This window comes from Acinetobacter tibetensis (assembly GCF_023824315.1).
Lineage (GTDB): Bacteria > Pseudomonadota > Gammaproteobacteria > Pseudomonadales > Moraxellaceae > Acinetobacter > Acinetobacter tibetensis.
The window spans coordinates 749,174-772,856 of sequence record NZ_CP098732.1 but is presented as its reverse complement, the minus strand read 5'-3'; the positions used below and the strand labels follow the sequence as shown (position 1 = coordinate 772,856).

Below are 23,683 nucleotides of genomic sequence, written 5' to 3'. Positions count from 1 at the left end.
AACCTACTGATGAACAGAATATTCAATCTAATTCAGGCTTTTTATATTTATATAATTATTCCACTTCAACCACATTCAATTATTCAAAAATTAGGTTTGAACTTTTAACCATCGAATAAAAGCATCAACTTTCGGTAATCGTGGATTTTTTCCAGAAATGGTGTAGTAATGCTGTTCACAAGCTAAAAACATTTCAGAAAATGGCATGATCAATGCCCCACTTTCAAGGTCTTGTTGCACTAACCTTTTTCGCCCCATACAAATGCCCAAATGTTGTTTTGCTGCAAGTAATGCCAAATCCGAACGGTCAAACAGCATCCCCTTCGATAAACCCAATTCCACAGAAAAATGAGTCGCCCAGCTCTGCCATTCATCCATGCCAGTCTCATTGTTCCATGCTTGGCTATCATGCAATAACGTACAATACTGTAACTGTTGTAATTTCCCAATTAAATTCATCTTTTCAGCATATTGCGGGCTACATACAGGAACAATTTGTTCATCCATCAAGTAATCATAATGCAAATGTTGTGATGGTTGATGGCCAAAATACAGGGCCAGATCAATACCTGTACGTTGAAAATTCACCATCTCATTGCCTGTTAAAATTGACAGTTCAATTAATGGATATTGCTGAATAAAATCCTGCAATTTAGGAATCAGCCAACATTGGGTAATAGAAGGTCGTGCATAAATGGTGAGAGAACCCGCCAAAGCCTGATTTTGAATTGCTTTTATTTCAGTACTTAAATGATCAAAAGATAATTGTAAAGCCGCCAGTAATCTGTGCCCTGCATGACTCAAGACCACCTTACGATGTAAGCGTTCAAATAATTGAATATTGAGTTCTTTTTCAAGCAGATTGATTTGATGGCTGACAGCACTCGGCGTCAAACATAACTCAGCGGCTGCCATGGCAAATGATTCGTGTCTTGCAGCAACTTCAAAAGTATAAAGTTTGGATAACTGAAAACCTGTTAGGTTGTTATAGGACATACTCATTTGTTTTATCTCTATTCATGGCTCTCATCTTGATATTGAAATTAAGCATAAGCTTTGACTTAAAATCAATTCATCTAAACATGTTTTATTCAGCACCAAGGCGCATTACAGATGAATTATTTTCATGCATAAATCAAATATCATCATTTGACCCAGTATAGTAAATGCATTGAAATAAGCTCACAGTCGTTGTCTTGCCACTAAATATTTCTGTTTTTAGCCTGCAAAACCTATATGAGCCATCACATGAATCCTCAACAGATCCAGCAACTCACTAAACAGTATCCTATCGTTAAAACATTGATCGAACTGAAAGAAACCATTTGGTTTAATCCTGATTTCACAACACTAGAAGAAGGATTGCCTTATGTTGGACTTAATCAGGCAGATATTCATGATGCACGTGACCGCTTAGCTCGCTTTGCGCCCTATCTAATGACGGCATTTCCAGAAACAGCCGCAAACAATGGCATTATTGAATCTGAACTGGTATCAATTCCAAAGATGCAACAACAATTAGAAGCACAATACAGACAAAAAATTGAGGGAACGCTGTGGCTTAAAAAAGACAGCCATTTACCAATTTCTGGTTCTATTAAAGCTCGTGGAGGTATTTATGAAGTGCTCTATTTTGCTGAAAAATTAGCACTGGATGCAGGCTTACTCACCCTGCAAGATGACTATGCCAAATTAAACACCTCTGAATTTAAAAAGTTTTTCAGTCAGTACAGTATTGCGGTCGGGTCTACTGGAAATCTAGGACTATCCATTGGCATCATGAGTGCACAACTGGGTTTTAATGTGACTGTGCATATGTCGGCAGATGCTCGTCAATGGAAAAAAGACAAATTGCGTGCACATGGCGTCACGGTAATTGAATACGCAGAAGATTATGGAGTTGCGGTCGAAGCAGGACGCAAAACGGCACTGACAAATCCAAACTGCTATTTTATTGATGATGAAAATTCCAAAAACCTGTTTTTAGGCTATGCTGTCGCAGGGGAACGTTTAAAGCAACAATTGCAACAACGTGATATTCAAGTCGATCAAGAACACCCTTTATTTGTCTACTTACCTTGTGGTGTCGGTGGTGGCCCTGGTGGTGTAGCTTTTGGTTTAAAAATGGCATTTGGCGATCATGTTCATTGCTTTTTTGCCGAACCAACACATTCTCCCTGCATGTTATTGGGCATTGCCACAGGCTTGCATGATCAAATCTCAGTACAAGAAATTGGGATCGACAACATCACCGATGCAGATGGACTCGCTGTTGGTCGTGCTTCTGGTTTTGTCGGTCGCGCCATGCAACATTTATTGGACGGTCTTTATACCTTGGATGATCAAACCCTGTATCAATTGCTGGGTTTGCTGAACCGAACCGAAGCACTGCAACTCGAACCTTCAGCTTTGGCAGGCATGTTGGGACCTGTACTCATTTGCAAACATTCTGAATATGCGGCCATGCATCATTTCACGGCACAACAATTGCAGAATGCCCATCATATTGTTTGGGGCACGGGTGGTGGCATGGTACCCCAAGAAGAGATGGCCAATTATTTAGCCAAGGCTGCCATAGCGAATTAAGTTTTTCTGAAAATTCACGCCAAAAGTCTAGAAACACGCCTCCTACACATATACCGAAGGGGTGTTTCCACATTCCGCTCAACCTAAATTAAGCACAATCAATCACTGCGTAATTTAAATGTCTTTGACAAAATTCTGAATCAAATTCAGCACTTCAGTTTCTTTTTCTTAATGCGGAAATTGATATCAAAGCAATTTAATATAGCAAAATGGATAAATGCTTGAATTTAAGTAGACTCATCGGTGTACGCATGTTCACTGTTTAGGCTTATGCATATAAGAATTATGATTAGCGCAATACAAAAAGAATAGGTGCATTCAACAAAGCTGTTTCACATAAAATTCACTGTCTAATGAATATTATTAAATTGAAAGTTTAATTCAGCGTATTTTATCTATTATCAAGATATAGGTGGATAGTCCAGTGGCTATAGAATTTGTTTCAAAATCAAAGTTACCTACTGCATTTGGCGATTTTGAAATTATAGCATTTCAAGATAAATGTACTGGTGAAGAACATATCGCTCTTGCTAAAGGGATGAATGCTGCTCCACATCAACCTGTACTGGTCAGAATACATTCAGAATGCTTAACAGGAGATGCTTTTGGATCACTCAAATGTGATTGTGGTCCACAATTACACTCAACCATGAAAATGATTCATGATGCAGGTCAAGGTGTCATTTTATACTTACGCCAAGAAGGCCGTGGCATAGGACTAACCAATAAAATTCGAGCCTACGCACTTCAAGATCAAGGACATGATACCCTTGACGCTAATTTATTATTAAACCTGCCAGCGGATGCTCGCAAGTATGATATGTGTACCATTATGCTCGATTATTTAAAAATAAAGAATGTAAAACTCATTACAAATAATCCGCTTAAAATTAAATCTTTAACTGATTTGGGAATTAATGTTGTTGAACGTATTCCTTTGAAAGTAGGCTTAAATAGCTTTAATAAGAATTATCTAGAAACAAAGCAAAAACGTATGTCACATCTGTATGATAATAGTGATTTTTAAAAAGCGATCACTTTCAGAAAAAAATCCACATACAAAGTTCCATCTCCCTTTCGGGAGAAGGTTTTATAACATATGGTTATTATTAAATTAACTCAAAAAATAGTGATTAAAAAAACAGGATATTATTTATTTTCTCTAAGGATTTGCGAAAAAACTGTGACTTTTTCTAAAGTCGCGTTCATCCCCTTATTAAAAAAAGTATCGACAAGCGCTGAACCGATAACAATCAGATCTACTTTATTGGCTAAGGCTTTAACATGACTTTCATTTTTGATCCCAAAGCCAATTGCAACAGGAATATTAAAAATAGGCTTAATTTCAGCAATCTTTTTCTCAAGATTAGGCAGATTGAAATCTCCCCCTGTTAAACCATTTTCTGCAACATGATATAAAAAACCTGTCGCGCGCGCTGAGATTTGTTCTAACCTTTCAATAGGGGTAGTCGGCGCTGTCATTGCAATTAAATGCATATTTTTTTCATTTAACTGCACTTCAAAGTTTTCTCGATATCCATATGGAGCATCTAAAATCAATATTCCATCTATAAGATTTTCTGTTTCGGCGATAAGTGTCTCGAAACCATATTGCATAATCGGATTTAAATAAGTCATGAAAATTATTGGTGTCTGGTCATCATGTAGCCTGATTGCTTTTACCAACTCAATGGTCTGTTTTACCGTTTGACCTGCACCTAAAGCCCTAAGATGCGCTGCCTGAATGATCTCTCCATCTGCCACTGGATCGGAAAATGGAATGCCAACTTCAATAATGTCAGCCCCAGCTTGACCTAATTGGCTCAACAGACGACAACTTTCTGCAAAATTAGGATCTCCAGCAGTAAAATAACAGACCAGACCGCTTCGATTTTCCAGTTTCAATTGCTCTAATTTTTGATCTAGACGGTTCATGCTGTAGCTCCTGCAAGATATTTTTTGACCGTGTTTAAGTCTTTGTCGCCTCTGCCACTTAAATTAACAATAATGATCTGTTCTGGCTGCATTTCTTGAGCAAGTTGAATCGCATACGCAATCGCATGAGAACTCTCAAGCGCAGGAATAATGCCCTCCTGTTGGCTTAAAAGCTGAAATGCATTTACAGCTTCTTGATCGGTTATAGCCGTATATGTCACACGTCCTGTTTCAAACAGAAGGCCATGCTCAGGGCCAATACCAGGATAATCTAAGCCGGCTGATATAGAATGCCCTTCTAAAATCTGCCCATCTAAATCTTGTAATAAATAGGTTAAATTACCATGCAGCACACCAACTTGACCTTTGCAAATAGAGGCGGCATGTTCACCGTGATTTGTTCCTTTTCCACCTGCCTCAACGCCAAACATTTTGACATTCAGGTCTTCTAGAAAAGGATGCATCAGCCCTAATGCATTTGATCCGCCACCAACGCAAGCAACTAGAGCATCAGGCAGTTTATTTTCTTTGAGGAGTATTTGGTTTCTGGCTTCTAGACCAATAATTTTCTGAAATTCTCTGACCATGGTGGGATATGGATGAGGGCCTGCGCCAGTACCCAACAGGTAATAGGTTGTATCCACATGCCGAATCCAGTCACGTAATGCTTCGTTCATGGCATCTTTTAAAGTCCCACGACCTTTTTGAACACTTCTGACTTCAGCACCGAGTAATTTCATGCGTTCAACATTCATTTGTTGGCGCTGAATATCTGTTTCTCCCATAAAAATGGTACATTTCATCTTAAACAGTGCGCAAACCGTTGCTGTTGCAACACCATGTTGTCCAGCACCCGTTTCTGCAATGATTCTAGTTTTCCCCATAAATTTGGCTAATAAGATTTGCCCGACACAATTATTGATCTTATGCGCACCCGTATGGTTCAAATCTTCTCGCTTGAGATATATTCGAGCGCCGCCTGCATAAGCTGTTAGGTTTTTTGCATAGAAAAGAGGACTAGGACGTCCAACAAAGTCCGTTAAAATCTGCTGATATTCAGCCCAAAATTCAGGTTTGTGCCGAACAGTATTAAAGGCTTGCTCTAATTCTTGAAGTGCTGGCATTAAGCTTTCTGGCATGTAACATCCGCCAAATTTACCAAAAAATCCCAAGTCATCAGGACCATTACCTGTATAAGGGGTTGTCATCTCATATCTCTTTTACTATCAAAACTTGTTTGATCTTAAAATATTTTCATTTTTCTGATAATTGATATATTTTGAGCTTAGGGTGTTAGAAAATTTTACAACATGAAACGCAGAACATTACCTCCCCTTAATGCTTTAAAAGCATTCGAGGCAGTCGCCAGAAATAAAAGTTTCAGCTTAGCTGCGGAAGAATTGTGTGTCACCCATAGTGCGATTAGTCATCAAATAAAGCAGTTAGAAGAATGGTTAGATAAAAAATTGTTTATTCGGCATTCCTCTACCATCTCTCTGACAACGGACGCAGAAGAATTATCTCGAGTTTGTACGCATCTTTTTAATCGTTTAGAACAATGTGTCTTTGAGTTAACAAATAAAACATCAGAGGTAGAAGTTGTAATAGGCGCTTCTCATAGTTTTATGGCAAATTGGCTGATTCCCCGATTAGAAAAGCTCGAAGTCATTTATCCCAATATCCATATCAAATTAATGACATGTAATGACTTAAAATTGTTAGAAAAAGAGAAAATTGACATATTTATCAATAGCATCAGTGAGAATCATATACTTCCCAACTTTTTGAATAAATATCTTTTATTTCCCGATAACATGGGGCCTATTTGTAATCGTGAAATAAATCCGCTTCATACAAAAAATGATCTTTTAAATTATCCATTACTTCATACCCACTCAAATAAAAGCGCATGGCATACATGGTTTAATCAGTCCAAGATTCACTTTTCCCCAAAAGCGAATGATCGTTATTTTGATCGTCTCAATTTAATGATAGAAGCTGCTGTGTCTGGGTTAGGAATTGCGATAGCCCCTCAAATTTTAGTAGAAAAAGAAATATTAAATGGAAGGGTCATTGCTCCTTTTGGTTTTATCTATTGTGACTATAATTTTTATGCAATGGTCAGAAAAAATAATGAAAATCGTGATGTCATGAATATCATTCATTGGTTAATGACTGAAGAAAAAAGAGAAAGTGAAATTTAATCCTTGATCACTAAAATTCTATGCAATGTACTGTCTTTAGCATCTATCTTCACATTCTGTTCACTTCAGCCTCTCTAAAGTGGGAGGATAAACTGTGAAGATGGACAGTGAACATGAATCAAGTCAAAACGTTAATGGCAATTGCCTTATCCTTACCAGTGCTTTTCCTGTCAGGATGTAAAAGTGTTCCTCGTTATTCATCTGATTATGCAAATGCCAGAGCGAGTATTCAGGGAATACCCTTAGATGATGCAAAAGCACTAGAAATCGGCACCCGCTTCACTTCGGCATTTAATACCTTGGGCACACCTAAATTCGTTGAAAATGCTGGAGTACTGTATGCAGATCAGCTTTTTATTAACGACACTCTGTCGCAATTTTCATCGCGTAAAAAACTGCTTGAACATTTTCAGGGTATGAACCAGCGGGTGAGTAATGTCACTGTCAGTTTATTAAATACTTCATATCATCAAGACTCTGCCTATGTGCATTGGCATATGATTTATGATTTTAAAATGTTCGGCAAAACACGAACAATGGATTCATTTGGAATCAGTGAAATAAAGGTCAACCCAAACCATCAGATTATTTTCCAACAAGATTTCTGGGATCCAGCCAATGGTCTGTATCGTTCTTTGCCCTATGTAGGAGGAACCTATTCATGGGTACTGCCTTTCAAAAAGTAGCCATAACCACTGTACTGATGTTCGGGAGTTTCGGTTCGTGGGCGCATGCACAGAGCTTAAATAAATGTGGTAATGGCCCACTCATGGTGGGACAAAAACAGGTCGGTGTGGCCAGTTACTTTGCGCAAAACTGTAATCAGCCTTGGCAAGGTCAAAACATACAGATGGATTTTACCTATACGCAGAATATTCCAGAATGGGCATTCAAACGTGCAGCCACACATCTACTCCAACGTAATATCAAAGATCAAAAAATTCAGGCTGTTTTCAATCCAATCACCGATTTGTATCGTCCAGTGAAGTCAGGATATCTATACCAACTGAAGTATATCCATGCCACACACACATTAAGCCTATACTTAAACCAGAAAATGCAGGGACAACTCCAAAACCCGCAGGCCCAGCAATATTTTAATATATGGCTAGGTCCTCAGCCATTTAGTGCTAAATTAAAACAGCAATTAATAAAGTAGTCTCTACAGTTATGTCTAAACATTTTATTTTGATGGTTGAAGATCATTATGAACTGGCATCTACCTTATGCGAGTTTCTAGAAGAGCATGGTTTTGTGGTCGATCATGCTCGAAACCTAAATGCTGCGCGCCAATTGCTCAAGCAGCAACGCTATCATATTTTACTTTTAGATATTAACTTGCCTGATGGTTCGGGTTATGAACTATGTGAATGGCTACGAAATAAAGAAGGTATGGATCTTCCTGTGCTGATGCTCACCGCACGCGATACGCTGAATGACAAACTCAAAGGTTTCAATTCAGGCACGGATGATTATCTAGTCAAGCCCTTTGATTTTAACGAGCTGGTGGTTCGAGTCAAAGCTTTAATCAAGCGTTCACTGGGTGAAGTCTCCTCTGGCCGTCTTCAAATTCATGATCTGATTCTGGACCCTGCAACACAGCAACTGACTCGTGCAGGACAAACCATTGAACTGCCCCCTATTCAGTTCAAATTACTCAAACTACTGATGCGTCATTCGCCTAAAGTTCTGACTAAACAGGAAATTATGATAGAGCTGTGGGGGGATGAAGAGCCTGAAAGCGATGCCCTGCGTAGTCATATTTATAATTTGCGTAAAATGGTCGATAAGCCTTTTGAGCAAAAGCTCATTCATACCATATCTGGTGTAGGGTTAAAGATCACTTTAGAAGCTTAAGCTTTCGAAACCCAGCCTTAATTTAAATACACGACGACAATCAGTCCAGTCGTCATCGCCAAATCAACATCCTGATGGGTATTGAGATAATACTGCCGATCAAACAACTCCACCCGCCAGCCAAGCTGCTTGCACAACTTCTGTACCAATTGCAGTCCAATGCCATGACCTTTAATCTCTAATTGCAATTGCTGCCCCGACAGTTCTTGCACCTTGGAGTTATTCGGTAAAGGAATGCCGACACCATTATCTGCAATCAATACTGTATTTTTTTGCAGAATGACATCAATTTCTGTGCCTTGTGAATAATTCAGTGCATTCCGCAAAATATTACCAAATACCATTTTGGTCATCGACGGGTAAAGTTTACGTGGCTGTTCATCGAGGTCTTTTTGCAAATCAATCTGCATACCTTTGTTATGGCTAACGTTGTCCAGATCCTGAAGCAGATTTTCCAGACATTCTGAAAGCATCGTCGGTTCAGCGGTTAAAGTATCGGTGGCGTTGCGTGCGATTGCTAACAAGGTATCAACCAGCAGTTGCATATCTTCAATGGTATTGTGCAAACGAGTAAATGACTTGTTATCGCCATAGCGTGCCTGACATAGCTGTACATTGCCTTTTAAAATGGTCAGCGGGGTACGCAGCTCATGGCTGACATCACTGGTAAACTCACGTTCACGTTGAATAAAATCGCTTAATACCTGATGATATTTTTCTAGCGCCTGCTTCAGATATTCCGCTTCCAGATTTGAGTCAGTCCGAATGTCATGAAACGGTGAAGCCTGATTTTTTTGATGTTCCCAATCAATATGCTCCAATGCATTGGCTAGACGGGTAATTGGAGAAAAATAACGCCGAGCACGGCGATTCCACCACCACAGCACACTATAAAGCACAAACAAGCTGACCATCAGTGGTGCCAGACCAAACAGCCAGACCAGTTTATTGACATTACTCTCGCCAAATACCAACAGGACATGCTGCCCGTCTTTTTCGCCATAAACGGTCATGCGTTCCTTACCATCAACAAAATGCCGATTCACCCCTTGCTCAAGCGACATATTCTTAAATTGGGAGGGTGGCACAGTATTCCAACGGTAACCATACAGGTTTTTGGTGTCGGGCAATTCTGCGGCAGGGTTACGTTCCAGTCGCTGCCAGTAGTGTGACATTTCCTGTTCTAGCGCCGTTCTGAGCAAAGAACCTTTAATCACCCAGGCACTGAAGCCAATCCCAATCACCACAGACAGGGCAATGAATCCGATTTGCAGCCAGTAGTAGCGGTTAAACACCTCACCCAGAGGATGATCACGTTTGTCCCTAAACAGCTTTAACATTGATGCATTCCCCGCTGGCCCATCCCACTGTTCAATTATACGGCTTTCTTCTTCAACAGAAAGTGGCCAATGACCCATTCGCGTCCATGGTCATAACCAAACAGTTCGGCACAGGCCATAAAGAAAATTCGCCAGCGCTGCCACCAGATTGCGGCATCCGCGCCATAGGTTTGTTCAAACAGGGGCTTTAGCTCGGCCTGTTTACCATCCATATTTTCTAGCCAAGCATTTGCGGTACGTTCATACTGCGTACCCGCCCATTGCCAGTGCTGTTCTAGCTGCAAATGCTGCTGAAAATGTAGGAAAGTTGAGGCTGCCGGCATCAAACCACCACTGAAGAAATATTGCGACATCCAGTCAAACTCATTTTTGACTTCAAACGGATAATGCAAGAAACGATGGCAGAAAATATGACACCACAATAAGCCATCTGGTTTGAGCCAAATACTGATATTTTCAAACAGTTTTTGATAGTTGCGTACATGCTCAAACATCTCCACCGAAACCACACGGTCGAAAGATTCGGGTTCAAGTTGCAACACATTGACATCACAAGTGATCACATTAAGGTTATCCAGTTTTTTTAAACGGGCCTGTTCCTGAATATACTGACGCTGCGTTGAAGAGTTTGACACGACCGTAATACGGGCCGTTGGATAATGCTCGGCCATATACAGACTTAAAGAACCCCAACCGCAGCCAATTTCCAAAATATCCTGCCCGTCTTTCAGTTGTGCTCGCTGGCAATAGCAGGCAAGAGCGGCTTCTTCGGCTTGATCTAGCGTCGTATCGGCATGTTCAAAGAGACTCGCGCTATATTTCAGGCGCTTACCGAGTACTGCCTGAAAAAATGTGGTCGGCAGTTCATAGTGCTGCTCATTGGCTTTGTCGGTCTCAATGGCAATTTCGCTGTTTTTCAGCATGGTCAGCACATCCATATAACGCTGTGCTGCCAGTGCTGGGTCAAACCGACCTTCTTGTGCCAAACGTTTTTTGCTCAAGATTTTAATACCAGCACGAATCACGGGGTCTGGTACCTTGCCATTTTCGATCAGTTCTAAGGATTTTTGAATCATAAAGTCCATGTATTTACCTACTCTTTGGGTGGCCACGGAATAAACATTGAAGTTCGTCGTTGATAGTCTTTATAGTTTTCACCACGGTGGATGAGCGCCTGTTTTTCACTAAATGGAATACCTGTAAGGTAGTACAGGAATAGCCACATCAGCAGTGGATAAATCCATAATTCAAAGCATCCTGCTGCCAGACCGAGCACTGGATAGGCAAACCAATGCAACCATTCAAAAAAATAGTTGGGATGGCGCGAGTATTTCCACAAACCCTGATCCATGGTTTTACCTTGATTCTGTGGATCTAGCTTAAAACGGTAAAGTTGCTGATCGGCAGTGCTTTCACCTATCAAAGCCGATAGCATGATCATGCCCGCCACAATCACAGTGACCGAAGTCCAGTCATTCCATTGCTCGGTCGGAAGACTCAACAGCTTCAGCATTGGGTAAGAAAACAGTAACGCCAAACCTGCCTGAAATATAAAAAACACCAGAAAACCAAGATGCTGATAATCCCCCATCGCTCGGCGCATGTTGGCATAACGCGTGTCTTCTTGAGTTTCATTGGCATAGCGCCGTAACAGATGCCAAGTCAGCCGTGAAAACCAGATCCCACTCGCCAGTCCCAGAAATAACCGAACCAACATCGGTGCACTGTCAATCGCCCAAGCGGCAATAATCACATTGAGGGCAATACTGAAACTCCAAGCGACATCGACCAGCCCTGCTCTGCGGTTATAGGTCACCAACACCCAGCTACAGAGCATGATGAAGACATTGAGCAAAAATAAATCTAGCAGCATGTCGCCCTCCGGTTTTATCTGTGCTTAGTAAGCACTGGCTTCAAACAGCAAATGCACATCACTGATCACACCTTCCCTAAAACCACCTTCGCAATAACACAGATAAAAATCCCACATGCGGATAAAGCGCTCATCAAAGCCGAGTTGCAGCACTTGATCACGCTGCTCCAAAAAACGCTGGCGCCAGCACTTCAGGGTTTGTGCGTAGCTTTGGCCAATATCTTCCAGATGTTTGAGACGAAGTTTTTGCTCAGAAGCCGTTTGCGTCATCACACTGATACATGGAATAAAACTACCGGGGAAAATATAACGCTTAATGTAATCCACCGTATTTAAAGCTTTAACATAGCGTGCATCTTCAATCGTAATCGCCTGTATCAAGGCTAGACCATTCGGCTTGAGGAGCTCACGGCATTTTCGGAAATAAGTTGGTAAATATTGCTCACCGACTGCTTCAATCATTTCAATGGACACCAATTTGTCGTATTTACCCTCGAGTAAACGGTAGTCCTGAAGCTGTACAGACACCCGATGAGACAGCCCTGCTTCAGCAACTCGGGCGAGTGCTTCATCGTACTGAGCTTTGGAAATGGTAATGGTGGTCACCTTACAGCCATAATGCTGAGCCGCATAAATGGCAAAACCGCCCCAGCCGCTGCCAATTTCGACCAAATGGTCCATCGGTTGCAATTGAAGTTTCTGGCAGATCAGTTCTTTTTTATAATCTGAAGCTTGTTCCAAGCTCATACAGGGATCTTTAAACACCGCACTGGAATACATCATGCTGGAATCTAAGAACAATTTAAAAAAATCATTGCTCAAGTCATAATGCTCAGCAATATTCTGACGACTACCATCAATCGAATTCTTGCGAGATTTATACCAAGCCTTGAGTACCAACTGGCTGGCTTTTGCCACTACATTTTGATTCATCCGATCAAGCACATCACGATTACGCGCTAGAATACGAATTACATTGACCAGATCTTCACTGCTCCAGTAACCACGAATAAAGCCTTCTGCTGCCCCCAGTACACCATTACGGAACAGCAAATCGATAAGGCGTTCGTCGTGAACTTGAATTACTGCATGCAAGTCGCTGTAGTTTTCCCCAACCAGACCGTTCCAGATACCTTTAAATATCAACTGACCATGACGCAATTTCAGCATATGGCGTAGGACTATCGGCAGTTCGGTATGCTCTCCCATTAACAGTGTTTTCATAGTCATGTCTTTCCTTTTTCTTTTTTAGGATGCCGATAAAACGGAATTTTCTTTTTCCATAAGCGCAAAGCATGTAGATAAATCCCGCTCACCATCCTAAAGGGCTCAAGAACTTTTAATACAGCATATCGATGTTGCTGTGAAGGAAGTGTGATGGCTTGTAGCTTAAATTTCATGGTGGCATCAAATTGCAATATTTCTTGTTCAAACAACTGCATATGAATCACATTTTGCTGTTCTGAAAAGCTAAAACGCCAACGGTAATCCAGTGACATCGGCATGAATGGCGACACATGAAAGGCCTTTTTAAAATCAAACTGGTGGCTCTGGTAAGGCGCATGTTCAGTGGCATTGTGCCGACAATCGTGAATGTACACCTGACGTTCATTCCACGGCGTATTGGTGATTTCACTCAGCACAAAAATCAGTTGATCGGTCGCATCAAAGATCAGATAAAACACCACAGAATTAAAACGAAAACCCAGTGTGCGCGGCAAAGCCAATACACGAATAGATGCGGTATGCGGTAACAAATAGTTTTCATGCTTGATCAGTAACCGTGCAACTTTCTGCCGAATTGAGCCATATTCCATGTTCAGAAAATCACGCTCATCCAAGGTCAGGAAATTCCAGCGGCTAGAGGACCAGAACCAAGATTTTTGGGTAAAAGTTGCCAGTTGATCTGGATCAAACCATAAATAGCTAAGCTCCGCCTCAAAAGCATGCGATTGGGGCAAATAGCGGCGATGGCGAATTTCGGCAGCGGCGATAGCCAGTGGATACATTTGCATTCTGTGCTCCTAAGCCGCCTGCTCAGTCTGTTGCAGTAACTGATTTACGACCCATGAAGCACTACGCGCGCCATCTTCATGAAAACCCCAGCCCCAGTAGGCACCACAATATGATGTCCGGTTCTGACCATTGACTTCGGCCCAACGTTGTTGTGCTTCAATCGCAGCAGCATCAAATACTGGATGACGGTAATACCGTTCCACCCATATTTTTTCTGGATTGAGGTTAAAGTTAGGATTGAGTGTGGCAAAGATTTGGGTTTTACAGTTTAGGTTTTGCAACTGGTTCATCCAGTAACTGAAACCGTAATGCATGCCACTATGCTGGAATGGCGTTAATTCGGATGCACGACTGGGGGTCACATGCACATGCCAACTGGCCCACTGGCGTCTGGATTTGGGCATGATATGGGTATCGGAATGCACCACCATACGGTTATCTTGATAACGAAACTTTCCAAGTACCTCCAGCTCTTGCGCTGACGGGTCTTTGAGTAAATTCAAGCTGTCATCAGCATGGCTGGCAAAGATTACCCAGTCAAAACGTTCACTGCCCTGTACAGTTTCAATCACTACATCATTGGCACTCCGCGAGACATGCAGAACACCGGTCTTGCGGAAAGTCATATTCGACTGGGCCTGAATAGCACGGACGTAACGCGCTGATCCCCCCTTGACCGTAAGCCACGAAGGCCGGTCTTTGAGCTGTAACATACGATGGTGCTGAAAAAAGCTCACCACAAATTTATACGGAATCTGTCCGGCTTGCTCTACTGGACAAGACCACAGTGCCCCGCACATCGGATAGAGATGTTCCTGACGAAAGGCTTCGGAATAGTCATGCTGATTCAGATACTCATCAATACTGAGCTGTGCATCAATCTGTTCAACCTCAATCTCTTTATTCGCAGCATAGAAACGGAACAGATCCGACAACATCACGCGAAAATCGGCATTAAAGAAGTTTTGCGGTCTAAACAAGAGCGAGAATTTTTTTGAAGGATTGTACTGTAAACCTGTGACCTGATTGTTCACCGAAAAGCCCATGTCACTGCTTTGCGATTGAATCCCGAGTTCTTTGAGCATTGCACAGAACAGTGGATAGTTATGCTCATTAAATACAATAAAGCCACTGTCCACCGCGACCTGTTCGCCATCTATATTCAACTGATGGGTATCGGTATGGCCGCCAAAGTAGTTATTCTTTTCAAAGACGGTAACGTCATGCACTTTACTTAATTTCCAAGCCGCATACAAACCGGAAATACCTGAACCAATAATCGCAATTTTCATGGTGATTCCTTCGAATGAATAGTAGGAGCGCCTGTTTTGGCTGCTTTTCTCTGTTTTCGAGCTTGTGCAATTTTACTGACGTCATAGACCCGCGCTGGAATTGGCTTTAAGCCCCAAACTATCCCGAGCCAAGACATAATTTTTAGTAGGTAATAGGTCACATCAATCTGCCACCAGTAAAAGCCCTGTCGGGTACTGCCTGCATAATAATGGTGATTGTTGTGCCAACCTTCGCCCAAGGTAATGATAGACAAGAATAAATTGTTACGGCTTTGATCATCAGTGTCAAAATCACGGCTGCCGTAATGATGTGCCAGTGAATTGATACATAAGGTCGCATGGATCAGTAGCACGGTAGAGACCACAAATCCCCAGACCAGTAATTGCAAGCCAGAAGTGCCGAGTTGTGGCCAAGTGATGGCCAGCCACTCTCCTAGCACATAAATCCCACCCGCGGTCAGCAGCACCACCATTAGACTAAATCGGTCGAGCCAGATTAATTCCGGATATTTCAACCAGTCCTTGATGACTTCTTTACGTGTGGCAAAGTTATATTCATTCAGAAACCAGCCCACATGGCTATACCAAAAACCGTGGGTAGATGAATGTGGGTCTTGTGAAGAATCTGTATAGCGGTGGTGATAACGATGATGGGCTGCCCACCACAAGGGGCCACGCTGTGCACTCATGGTGCCCAGTAATACAAACACGAACTGCACTGGGCGCGAGGTTTGAAAAGTTTTATGCGACAGATAACGATGAAAAAAAGCCGTAATAGAGAACATGCGAATCAGGTAGAACATCAGCATAAAGCCAAGTGCAAACCATGACACACCTACCCAAAACACGGCCAGACAAGCCAGATGCAATAGAATAAACGGCAAAATTCTCAACCACTGAATCTTGCTATTTTCAGCATTCAATATTTCAGGCTGTGCAGTTGTAGACCAGCTATCTATCCATCGTATCAGACTTTTCAACATGGACTTATCCTAATTTTAAGCGACTGTCTTTATTCTATTTGATGAGTCTAATCAGTTAGATATGAATTTTATGTGAAGTAAAGAAAAAAAGCCGAACTGTAGAGAGATTTATCAGTTCGGCAAAGGGGTAGCAGATTAATGCGGCAATTTAATTAGTTTCGTAACGTCATAACCATAGTGTTTCGCTGTATCTAAATAGGACTGATAAGTCGCTTCATCCAATTGTGGTTCACGCGATAAAATCCACAGATATTTGTTACTCGGTCCTCCAACCAATGCCACTTTATATTCTGGGTCTACTCGTAATACCCAGTAATCACCTTTGGTCAACGGAATCCATCTTAAACCTGTAGGCAAAAAGCTGACCTTCAGTTTGCTGTTGCCCTGATTTTGCGAATAGGCAACACCTTCAGAGCTAATCATCTCGCCATTGGCAATTCGGCAGCTATTCAATACCCTAATCGTTTGATCGGCATTGACGCTATATTGTGCCGTGATATTCGATACGCATTTACGCTGAAAATACATCGGTAAATGTGCAATTTCATACCATTTACCAGCATACTTCTGAATATCCACCTGATTTACCGCCTGAGGCGTAACAGTTTCTGCTCGAGTGGTTACACTTAAGCTGTTGATGACCAGCGCTATAGCGGCAAAAAGTGACTTGAATAGCGTTTTCATTTTTAAGCCTTGTTTTAATGCACGCTTAAGATAACCCAAGTAGATGTGAACAAAGTGTGAAGATTAAATACAGAATAAGTACTGGCGCAATTTTAATTCTATAGCCAGAGAAGATGGGTAAAATCATTTTTTCTTAGATCCGATTTTAAAGCAGTAAATTGTTTTTTTCTGTTTAAATGTATCAGTGCTGTGCATGAACTTGTTAAAAAAAAAAGTCAACCAGATCAACAGACTCCTTCCCGATTCAGATGCCTTTTATAAGATAATTAAATATACATATAAAAAAACTTGATTAATTTTATTTTTAATGTATAGTGAACTTAACTAGAAAAAAGTCTTGTTTCATTGAATCTCTGTTAAGTATCGTCGTTTTATTCATAATCCTTCGTTTTTTTAGATTTTAAGTCTCATTCTTTATTATTTTCCAAGTTATAAGCAGTCAATAAAATGACTAAAATTATTAAAAAATCAGTAGGATTTATTATGTCAAACTCAAATATTGTTAAAGGTACGGTTAAGTGGTTCAATGAAACTAAAGGTTTTGGTTTTATTCAACAAGAATCAGGCCCAGACGTTTTTGCCCACTTCAGTGAAATTGCCAGTTCAGGTTTTAAAACCTTATTTGAAGGTCAACAAGTTCAATTCAGCATCGCTCAAGGTCAAAAAGGCCCAAACGCAGTTAATATTACTGCGATCTAAGTAATTATATGAATTAAAAAAGTACGACGCTGTACTTTTTTAATTCAAAAGTTGTTGATCATATTCTTCGAAAAAATCATAAAAACAGGATACACATTGTTAAAAATTAATGAATTAGTGGCAAAATCTACAAATGGTACTGAAATTATTGTCTCGTTAATCCCCTTAAATAAAATGCAAAATACACGTGAAGGGTTTAAAGCGATTGAAGTTGGTAAAAAAGTGCTTCTAGAATCTGGCGTTGAAGTAGATTTAAATTTAGATGGCCGTACATTTTATATTTCCATGAATCAATTATTTAAGTTAAATCATAAAGTGATTTAAATAAAAAACTTCTGAATGATTAAGCCATGTAATCGTTTCTCTTTCGCGCTATTATTCAAGGTATATATAAATGCTTAAACAAAATCTAAATATAAAAGATCAATTCGGTATCAAATATTCTATTCAAGCCACAGTTGATCACCATTTTGGTGCTAGCCAGTCTTGCTCCCATGTCAAATATATAACCGTGGATGGTGAAGATATTCGACCTAGCTTTGATATGTTTTTCCAAAGTACTTCAAGTGGAAAAATTTTCAAGATTATCTAAATTATTCCCAGTCTATTCAGAATGCTGTCTGTTTATAGTGGTCTGTAAAATACACCACAGTCAAATGATCGAGCCGATCACACCGCACCAAAAAACCATGCAACACCATCATTGCCAAGCTCTTTATTTCAGCATATAGGGTGAAGACGGGCAAAGTCCGTGGCAAGTGCTGAGAGAGTTACTTTTCTAGATGACCTAGATTTCCGCTCTTATTTCAGCAAGAAATCATCATTCAAACATTTCTCTTTTAAAATTTCAAAGCCACGCTTGGGTATCATCTGCCACAGGTGTTCCATGCATCACATGCTGAATCATGGCATAGGCGATACTGCCCTTGAACGGAATTTCGGGCAATTGATCAAACTTGAAAAATTGTGCATCACTGAGTTCATTTTCCTGAATCCGAATATCCCCTGCGTGATATTCCGCCTTGAATGCCATCATCAGATTGCTGGGAAATGGCCACGGCTGACTGGCCAGATATTGAATATTTTTAATCTGAAGCCCGACCTCTTCTAGCGTCTCACGGCGTACAGCTTCTTCCAAAGTTTCCCCTACTTCGACAAATCCAGCAATCAAACTGTACATTTGGGTTTTGTTGCGGGCATTTTTCGCCAGCAGAACTTCATCTGTACCTCGGGTAATAATGGTAATCACACAAGGATTCACCCGCGGATATTGGTTATAACCACACGATGGACAGACCATAGCATACTGACTGGTATGCTGCTGGGTGGCATGACCACATTTACTACAAAAGCGGTGATTACGGCGCCATTCCAGTAACTGTACCGCACGACTGGCTTGTTCAAACTGGTGTTTACTCCAAACTTGTACCAGTTGTCTGATCGGAACCAACTGGTAACCTTCTGGCACAGGTTCATCCTCTTTCAAATCCCGTGCAATGATCTTGCCATTTTCCGATAGGTTCAGATCATGTTGAAGTCTTGCTACCTGCGGCAACTGGAAATGATTATCCACAAGTAATTGCTGCTGTTTAAAAATATACGCTGTTGAATGCATGCTCATGACAATCCTCTAATTAAAAAAAATCCCATACAAAGGTGCGTATGGGACAAAACCAAGGAAGCATACATGGAGTAACTTCAATTCAAATACTAGGCGTAAGCTGCCTGAATCGCAACAATAATAATTTGTATCTATTTGATTAAAATCACATAATTTTCACACCCACTATGCATTAGACAATGATTGAATTCGAGTATTGTAAAGTGGCTTGAAATTTTTATAGATAAATACAGCTTTGCTCAAGTGATGATGATTTCTGTGCAATAGCTGATCCGCATCTGACACGGTCGCTGTTGGGTGATCTGTATTTTCACATAAAATTGAGTTGTCTACATTTACACTGTTGTATGTTTTATAGACTTTGAGATTGGTATGCGTTTCGGTTTAATTCTGGGAGACCAGCTTCATCATCAGCTCGCTACGCTCAAAGTACTGGACCGCACCCAAGATGTAATCCTGATGGCAGAAGTGGTTGAGGAAGCCACTTATGTCGCCCATCATCCTCAAAAAATTGCGCTGATTTTTAGTGCCATGCGTCATTTTGCCAAGGCACTTAAAGCCGATGGTTGGCGTGTACGTTATCATGCTTTTGAATCTGGTAGTCCTATTCGTAGCCTGCTGGATTTTGTGCAGTCACAACAACAACTGTTCCCCGTAACAGAACTGGTAGTTACCCACTGTGGAGAATATCGCCTACAACAGCAGATTGAACAGCACTGGAGCCAACGGTTACAACTGCCCGTACAGTGCCTGAATGATGACCGTTTTTTCTGTAGTCTGGAGCAGTTCCGCCACTTTGCCAGTCGCTACCAAACACTGCGTATGGAATATTTTTACCGAGAAATGCGCAAGCAGACTGGTTACTTGATGCTGGGTCAGCAGCCCATTGGACAACAGTGGAACTATGACAGTGCCAATCGCAAAGCTTGGTCGGGCAGTCCGCCCTTGCCCCCGCAACTTAATTTTGAACGGGATCAGATTGATGTAGATGTATTTGCACTGGTTGAACGTGAGTTTTGCCAGCATTCTGGAAGTCTTGCCAATTTTCGTTGGGCCACCACGCGCAGTAATGCCAAGCGTGTTCTGGAACATTTTATTACCCATAGTTTGCCTTATTTTGGTGATTATCAGGATGCCATGGCGCAAGGGACGGATACGCTGTTTCACAGCCTGCTCTCACCTTATTTGAACTGTGGTCTACTGTTGCCCAAAGAAGTCTGTGATGCAGCAGAAGCTGCCTACTATGCCGGTCATGCGCCACTAAATGCAGTTGAAGGCTTTATCCGACAGATTCTGGGTTGGCGTGAATATGTACGAGGCATTTACTGGCTGTACATGCCGGAATATGCCAACCGCAATGCACTACAGCATTCGTCACCGCTGCCACAATTTTACTGGACTGGTCATACCCAGATGAACTGTATGGCAGAATGTTTTCGCAATACTTTCCAAAATGCCTATGCGCATCACATCCAGCGTTTGATGATTACTGGCAACTTTGCCCTGTTAAGTGGTGTAGACCCGCAGCAGATCAGTGAATGGTATCTGGCGGTCTATGCCGATGCCTATGAATGGGTAGAACTACCGAACACGCTGGGCATGGTGATGCACGCCGATGGCGGCTTAATGGCCAGCAAACCCTACGCCGCTTCGGGCAATTACATTCATAAAATGTCAGATTACTGCAAGCACTGTACCTACAATGTCAAAACTCGTACTGAGCCAGATAGCTGTCCATTTAACAGTCTATACTGGTATTTTATGATCCGACATGAAGCGATATTTCGTACTCATCCACGTATGGGCATGATCTATCGGCAACTCGATAAACTTAAAGATCGGCAGCAGATTATCACTCATGCGCAGCAACTGCTCAGTCGGATTGATGAGTTATAAACCATGAAAAAGCAGCATCTTCCTGAAAAAATCTGTATTCACTGCTTACGCCCTTTTAACTGGCGTAAGAAATGGCAACGTTGCTGGGAAGAAGTCAGATACTGTTCTGAACGATGTAAACGTGAGTCCAAACAGCGCCCAAAGTAAAGTACTTAGAAACGCTTGTACTGCCTCGAACAATAAGCCCGAATTACATCAGGTGAACGCAACTGCACATGCTTTGTTTTTCGACCCGTTACCCTTTTACGCCACATTTTAAAACTCGAAGGTTTCATATTTTCACGCATTAAGCGAATCACTGCAGTCTCATTCAAACCAAATTCACGATGAATAGCTTCAAATGGGGTTCGATCTTCCCAAGCCATTTCGATAATTCTTGATAAATCCTGTTCAGCAAATTTATTCACGCCATCCTCATTTTTAATCAAATAATAGTAAAAAGCTGATTTTTTAACACTTACAGCATCAACAAACTCAATCAACTCACGTGTACAACTTGGATCTATTTTGATTCGGTTACGAGCATAGAAATAAAGACATGAATTTTTTGTGATTTTTTTCATCTTTAAGCTCGTTTTACTACTAGAATTTTTTCACATCACGTTACTTAAAAGAGATAAAAGGCAGGATAATTTTATGAAAATTTGATAATGCAACTGACACCGTGATTACGGGACTATCTGAAGATAAAGGCATTCACAGTTCTACTCACGACTACAGTCAAAATCGTCACGAAGATTAAGTATATCCACGCCTATATGGCTTTTATGACGTTAAGATATTCATTATTACTCCTATCAAAGATAAGGACTAAAACTATAGTTTTGATTGGTCAAATGAAAGAATCATCTAAACGCTTCTCTTGTTTGGGCTTGCTTACCCCCACCTAAGTTTTCAAACTGGCAGAGATGCATATAAAAAGGCTAGTTTTATACTAGCCTTTTTGATTATTAATTAGCTCTATAGGTCGAAGAAACGAGTTTTTAGAGCTTACAAAGTACGTTGAATCTGCTTGTCATCCAAACAATTTACCGAGATACCTTTCAAATCATGTTCTTCAAATGAGACTGCGCCATAGTGATTGGTTACATTCAACGATTGCTCACCAATTCTACGTGCATGCTCAGTTAGCCGAAATCAACACGTACAAATAATTTTTCAGAACGATGTAGGGTTAGCTGAGTTAGATATTGATGCAGTAAATTTCGATTCTGATCTTCTTATTGGATAATCTGAAAGACGATATTGTTTGTCCCTTGGTTGAGACTTTTTACATTCAGTGTCTGTAAGTGCCATAACTTTAACAAGAATATTAAGTATCAATTTCTGGGTCAAATTATCCCAATAATTACCCACACAAGGCAAAAATTAGGTCAAATCACTTAGGATAGTATGGCAATAAAAAAGCCTTTAAACATTGCGTTTAAAGGCTTTTTTACATTCAGTCGAACAGCTTTGAATTAAATTTTGGGGTGGCGTCAATTGAACCAAACAACTAATATATAAAAATTTTATTTACAAAAACAAAACAACCATACAAGCTATACCTTACAATGTTATTCTAAATTATTGTTTAATTTCTGCCGCCTCTACTGATATAGGAGCTGCTTCTGCTGTCGTAGCTAAGTTCTGAGTAGCTATTTGTATTTTAGCATCATCTTTTTCTGGCTCATGAGGGTTTGGCTTCACTGAAACTATAATTACAAGTGCTACAGCAAAAATCCATCGTGGTAATGGTTCCCTACCTATAAAATTAGCGAGCAAACTCGGTTTTATCAAGCAAGCAAATGTAGCGAAGAACAAAATATTGTAAACAATGAGAATGATCGCAGACATAGGAAATCCTTATAAATATATTTTGAAACATTATTAAAGTTATAAAGTACTATTAATTTTTAATTCAAATCGAACCTTTGAATTTTATCATAAGAGTTTGATATTAAAACAATCTCATGAAAAATAATAGGTCACCCACCGCTTTTAAACAGTAAAATTACTCAACTAGAAATAAAAAACCAAGACAACTTACGCTATCTTGCTCTTCATCAAACCTCAACAATATCGAGCTTGCTTTTTATCTTCCCACCATCCTTCGATCTCTACACGCTACCATACATAGCAACAAGCTATAAGAAACTTCATATAACGGCATAAACAGGCATAAAAAAAGCCTAAACCATTAAGATTTAAGCTTTATTTACTTATATAACGTCATATTGCGTTATACAAATTTAAGTATTTGGTGGGGTGTCGTCAATTGAACTCAAAACCCAAGCAACTGTTTTTATGTAATTTATAAGAAAAAATATATTTCATTGACCCAACTTCGATTTAATGCATTGAATCACTTTAATATCTTATTCAAATCCTGAATTTGGATTTGAAATGGCGTACGGTCATTATAGCTCAATTTTTAATTTGTATTTTTGCTTAGGACTCTTAGGCTTATCAGGAAGGGTACGTTCAACCACACCTGCTTCTAATGCTGGAGTTAAATAATTTTTTGGGAAAGTTGCCCGGTGGGACAAGCCTAAAAGAGCCATCAGCTCAGTTAGGCTATATTCCTGCTGCTCCATATTCTGGATGAGACGTTTAACTTGATCGCTGGCATCGGAACTGAGTATTGCATCTAGAATCATCTGCAAAATAAACTCAATAATCCGACCAACTACAAAGGGACGATCATTTTCAAATTAA

At 40.6% G+C, this 23,683-nt stretch carries 25 protein-coding genes and 1 pseudogene; 11 read left to right on the top strand and 15 right to left on the bottom strand.

Features of this window, described 5'->3' with window-relative positions:
• Positions 1–90 precede the first annotated feature (90 nt).
• Positions 91–1,002 carry a DNA-binding transcriptional regulator DsdC gene (dsdC, locus tag M5E07_RS03700; protein WP_252222046.1) on the bottom strand — a complete coding sequence of 304 codons (912 nt, stop codon included), beginning with the start codon at positions 1,000–1,002 and terminating at the stop codon, positions 91–93.
• A 246-nt stretch (positions 1,003–1,248) separates the two neighbouring features.
• Between dsdC and dsdA the strand changes: the two genes are divergently transcribed.
• Both dsdA and ribA read left to right on the top strand, forming a co-directional pair.
• A complete protein-coding gene (dsdA, locus tag M5E07_RS03695) occupies positions 1,249–2,586 on the top strand; it encodes a D-serine ammonia-lyase (protein WP_252222043.1) in 1,338 nt (445 codons plus the stop codon).
• Positions 2,587–3,010: 424 nt separating this feature from the next.
• Positions 3,011–3,613, top strand: a complete 603-nt coding sequence (gene ribA, locus M5E07_RS03690) for a GTP cyclohydrolase II (protein ID WP_252222040.1) — start codon at positions 3,011–3,013, stop codon at positions 3,611–3,613.
• A gap of 122 nt (positions 3,614–3,735) precedes the next feature.
• On the opposite strand, the gene trpA is transcribed toward ribA, so the two are convergent.
• Together trpA and trpB are read right to left on the bottom strand one after the other, a co-directional pair.
• Positions 3,736–4,521 carry a tryptophan synthase subunit alpha gene (gene trpA, locus M5E07_RS03685; protein WP_252222037.1) on the bottom strand — a complete coding sequence of 262 codons (786 nt, stop codon included), beginning with the start codon at positions 4,519–4,521 and terminating at the stop codon, positions 3,736–3,738.
• Entirely contained in the window at positions 4,518–5,729 is a 1,212-nt protein-coding gene (gene trpB, locus M5E07_RS03680) for a tryptophan synthase subunit beta (RefSeq protein ID WP_252222033.1), read from the bottom strand. The genes trpA and trpB overlap by 4 nt, the downstream gene beginning before the upstream one ends.
• 102 nt (positions 5,730–5,831) lie before the next feature.
• Between trpB and M5E07_RS03675 the strand changes: the two genes are divergently transcribed.
• The 4 genes from M5E07_RS03675 to M5E07_RS03660 all read left to right on the top strand — a co-directional run bounded on the left by M5E07_RS03675 (position 5,832) and on the right by M5E07_RS03660 (position 8,582).
• On the top strand, positions 5,832–6,725 hold the full coding sequence (locus tag M5E07_RS03675) for a LysR family transcriptional regulator (RefSeq protein WP_252222030.1): 894 nt from the start codon (positions 5,832–5,834) through the stop codon (positions 6,723–6,725).
• Between the two features lie 113 nt (positions 6,726–6,838).
• Positions 6,839–7,411 (top strand): nuclear transport factor 2 family protein, encoded by a 573-nt coding sequence (locus M5E07_RS03670; RefSeq protein WP_252222027.1) that lies wholly within the window; start codon positions 6,839–6,841, stop codon positions 7,409–7,411.
• The gene (locus M5E07_RS03665) at positions 7,387–7,884 is read left to right on the top strand and encodes a chalcone isomerase family protein (protein ID WP_252222024.1); all 498 of its coding nucleotides are present in this window, start codon (positions 7,387–7,389) and stop codon (positions 7,882–7,884) included. Before M5E07_RS03670 ends, M5E07_RS03665 begins: the two co-directional genes overlap by 25 nt.
• A gap of 11 nt (positions 7,885–7,895) precedes the next feature.
• On the top strand, positions 7,896–8,582 hold the full coding sequence (locus M5E07_RS03660) for a response regulator transcription factor (RefSeq protein ID WP_068911393.1): 687 nt from the start codon (positions 7,896–7,898) through the stop codon (positions 8,580–8,582).
• 17 nt (positions 8,583–8,599) lie between these two features.
• Here M5E07_RS03660 and M5E07_RS03655 read toward each other — a convergent pair whose 3' ends face one another.
• From M5E07_RS03655 to M5E07_RS03620, 8 genes are all read right to left on the bottom strand, one after another.
• Complete coding sequence (locus tag M5E07_RS03655) at positions 8,600–9,922, bottom strand: sensor histidine kinase (RefSeq protein WP_252223673.1); 1,323 nt, start codon at positions 9,920–9,922, stop codon at positions 8,600–8,602.
• Between the two features lie 35 nt (positions 9,923–9,957).
• On the bottom strand, positions 9,958–11,007 hold the full coding sequence (locus tag M5E07_RS03650; RefSeq protein ID WP_252222021.1) for an SAM-dependent methyltransferase: 1,050 nt from the start codon (positions 11,005–11,007) through the stop codon (positions 9,958–9,960).
• Positions 11,008–11,015: 8 nt separating this feature from the next.
• Positions 11,016–11,795, bottom strand: coding sequence for a DUF1295 domain-containing protein (locus M5E07_RS03645; RefSeq protein WP_252222018.1), 780 nt, complete (start codon positions 11,793–11,795; stop codon positions 11,016–11,018).
• A 24-nt stretch (positions 11,796–11,819) separates the two neighbouring features.
• Positions 11,820–13,025, bottom strand: coding sequence for an SAM-dependent methyltransferase (locus tag M5E07_RS03640; RefSeq protein WP_252222014.1), 1,206 nt, complete (start codon positions 13,023–13,025; stop codon positions 11,820–11,822).
• On the bottom strand, positions 13,022–13,810 hold the full coding sequence (locus tag M5E07_RS03635) for a DUF1365 domain-containing protein (RefSeq protein WP_252222011.1): 789 nt from the start codon (positions 13,808–13,810) through the stop codon (positions 13,022–13,024). Before M5E07_RS03635 ends, M5E07_RS03640 begins: the two co-directional genes overlap by 4 nt.
• 9 nt (positions 13,811–13,819) lie before the next feature.
• The gene (locus M5E07_RS03630) at positions 13,820–15,103 is read right to left on the bottom strand and encodes an NAD(P)/FAD-dependent oxidoreductase (RefSeq protein WP_252222007.1); all 1,284 of its coding nucleotides are present in this window, start codon (positions 15,101–15,103) and stop codon (positions 13,820–13,822) included.
• Positions 15,100–16,086 carry an acyl-CoA desaturase gene (locus M5E07_RS03625; RefSeq protein ID WP_252222004.1) on the bottom strand — a complete coding sequence of 329 codons (987 nt, stop codon included), beginning with the start codon at positions 16,084–16,086 and terminating at the stop codon, positions 15,100–15,102. The genes M5E07_RS03630 and M5E07_RS03625 overlap by 4 nt, the downstream gene beginning before the upstream one ends.
• Before the next feature lie 135 nt (positions 16,087–16,221).
• Complete coding sequence (locus tag M5E07_RS03620; RefSeq protein WP_252222001.1) at positions 16,222–16,770, bottom strand: lipocalin family protein; 549 nt, start codon at positions 16,768–16,770, stop codon at positions 16,222–16,224.
• A 483-nt stretch (positions 16,771–17,253) separates the two neighbouring features.
• Between M5E07_RS03620 and M5E07_RS03615 the strand changes: the two genes are divergently transcribed.
• From M5E07_RS03615 to M5E07_RS03605, 3 genes are all read left to right on the top strand, one after another.
• On the top strand, positions 17,254–17,469 hold the full coding sequence (locus M5E07_RS03615) for a cold-shock protein (protein ID WP_116760186.1): 216 nt from the start codon (positions 17,254–17,256) through the stop codon (positions 17,467–17,469).
• A 96-nt stretch (positions 17,470–17,565) separates the two neighbouring features.
• On the top strand, positions 17,566–17,793 hold the full coding sequence (locus M5E07_RS03610; protein ID WP_116760184.1) for a hypothetical protein: 228 nt from the start codon (positions 17,566–17,568) through the stop codon (positions 17,791–17,793).
• A 70-nt stretch (positions 17,794–17,863) separates the two neighbouring features.
• The gene (locus M5E07_RS03605) at positions 17,864–18,061 is read left to right on the top strand and encodes a hypothetical protein (RefSeq protein WP_116760182.1); all 198 of its coding nucleotides are present in this window, start codon (positions 17,864–17,866) and stop codon (positions 18,059–18,061) included.
• Between the two features lie 255 nt (positions 18,062–18,316).
• On the opposite strand, the gene nudC is transcribed toward M5E07_RS03605, so the two are convergent.
• Positions 18,317–19,090 carry an NAD(+) diphosphatase gene (nudC, locus tag M5E07_RS03600; protein WP_252221998.1) on the bottom strand — a complete coding sequence of 258 codons (774 nt, stop codon included), beginning with the start codon at positions 19,088–19,090 and terminating at the stop codon, positions 18,317–18,319.
• Between the two features lie 372 nt (positions 19,091–19,462).
• Between nudC and M5E07_RS03595 the strand changes: the two genes are divergently transcribed.
• Both M5E07_RS03595 and M5E07_RS03590 read left to right on the top strand, forming a co-directional pair.
• Positions 19,463–20,986, top strand: coding sequence for a cryptochrome/photolyase family protein (locus M5E07_RS03595; protein ID WP_252221995.1), 1,524 nt, complete (start codon positions 19,463–19,465; stop codon positions 20,984–20,986).
• Positions 20,987–20,989: 3 nt separating this feature from the next.
• Positions 20,990–21,133 (top strand): DUF2256 domain-containing protein, encoded by a 144-nt coding sequence (locus M5E07_RS03590; protein WP_252221992.1) that lies wholly within the window; start codon positions 20,990–20,992, stop codon positions 21,131–21,133.
• A gap of 5 nt (positions 21,134–21,138) precedes the next feature.
• Here M5E07_RS03590 and M5E07_RS03585 read toward each other — a convergent pair whose 3' ends face one another.
• From M5E07_RS03585 to M5E07_RS03575, 3 genes and pseudogenes are all read right to left on the bottom strand, one after another.
• Positions 21,139–21,393, bottom strand: a complete 255-nt coding sequence (locus tag M5E07_RS03585; RefSeq protein ID WP_116760374.1) for a TIGR03643 family protein — start codon at positions 21,391–21,393, stop codon at positions 21,139–21,141.
• 1,159 nt (positions 21,394–22,552) lie between these two features.
• Entirely contained in the window at positions 22,553–22,822 is a 270-nt protein-coding gene (locus M5E07_RS03580; RefSeq protein WP_116763726.1) for a hypothetical protein, read from the bottom strand.
• A gap of 563 nt (positions 22,823–23,385) precedes the next feature.
• Positions 23,386–23,643 (bottom strand): annotated as a pseudogene (locus M5E07_RS03575) (Fic family protein); the annotation flags it as partial.
• Positions 23,644–23,683 lie beyond the last annotated feature (40 nt).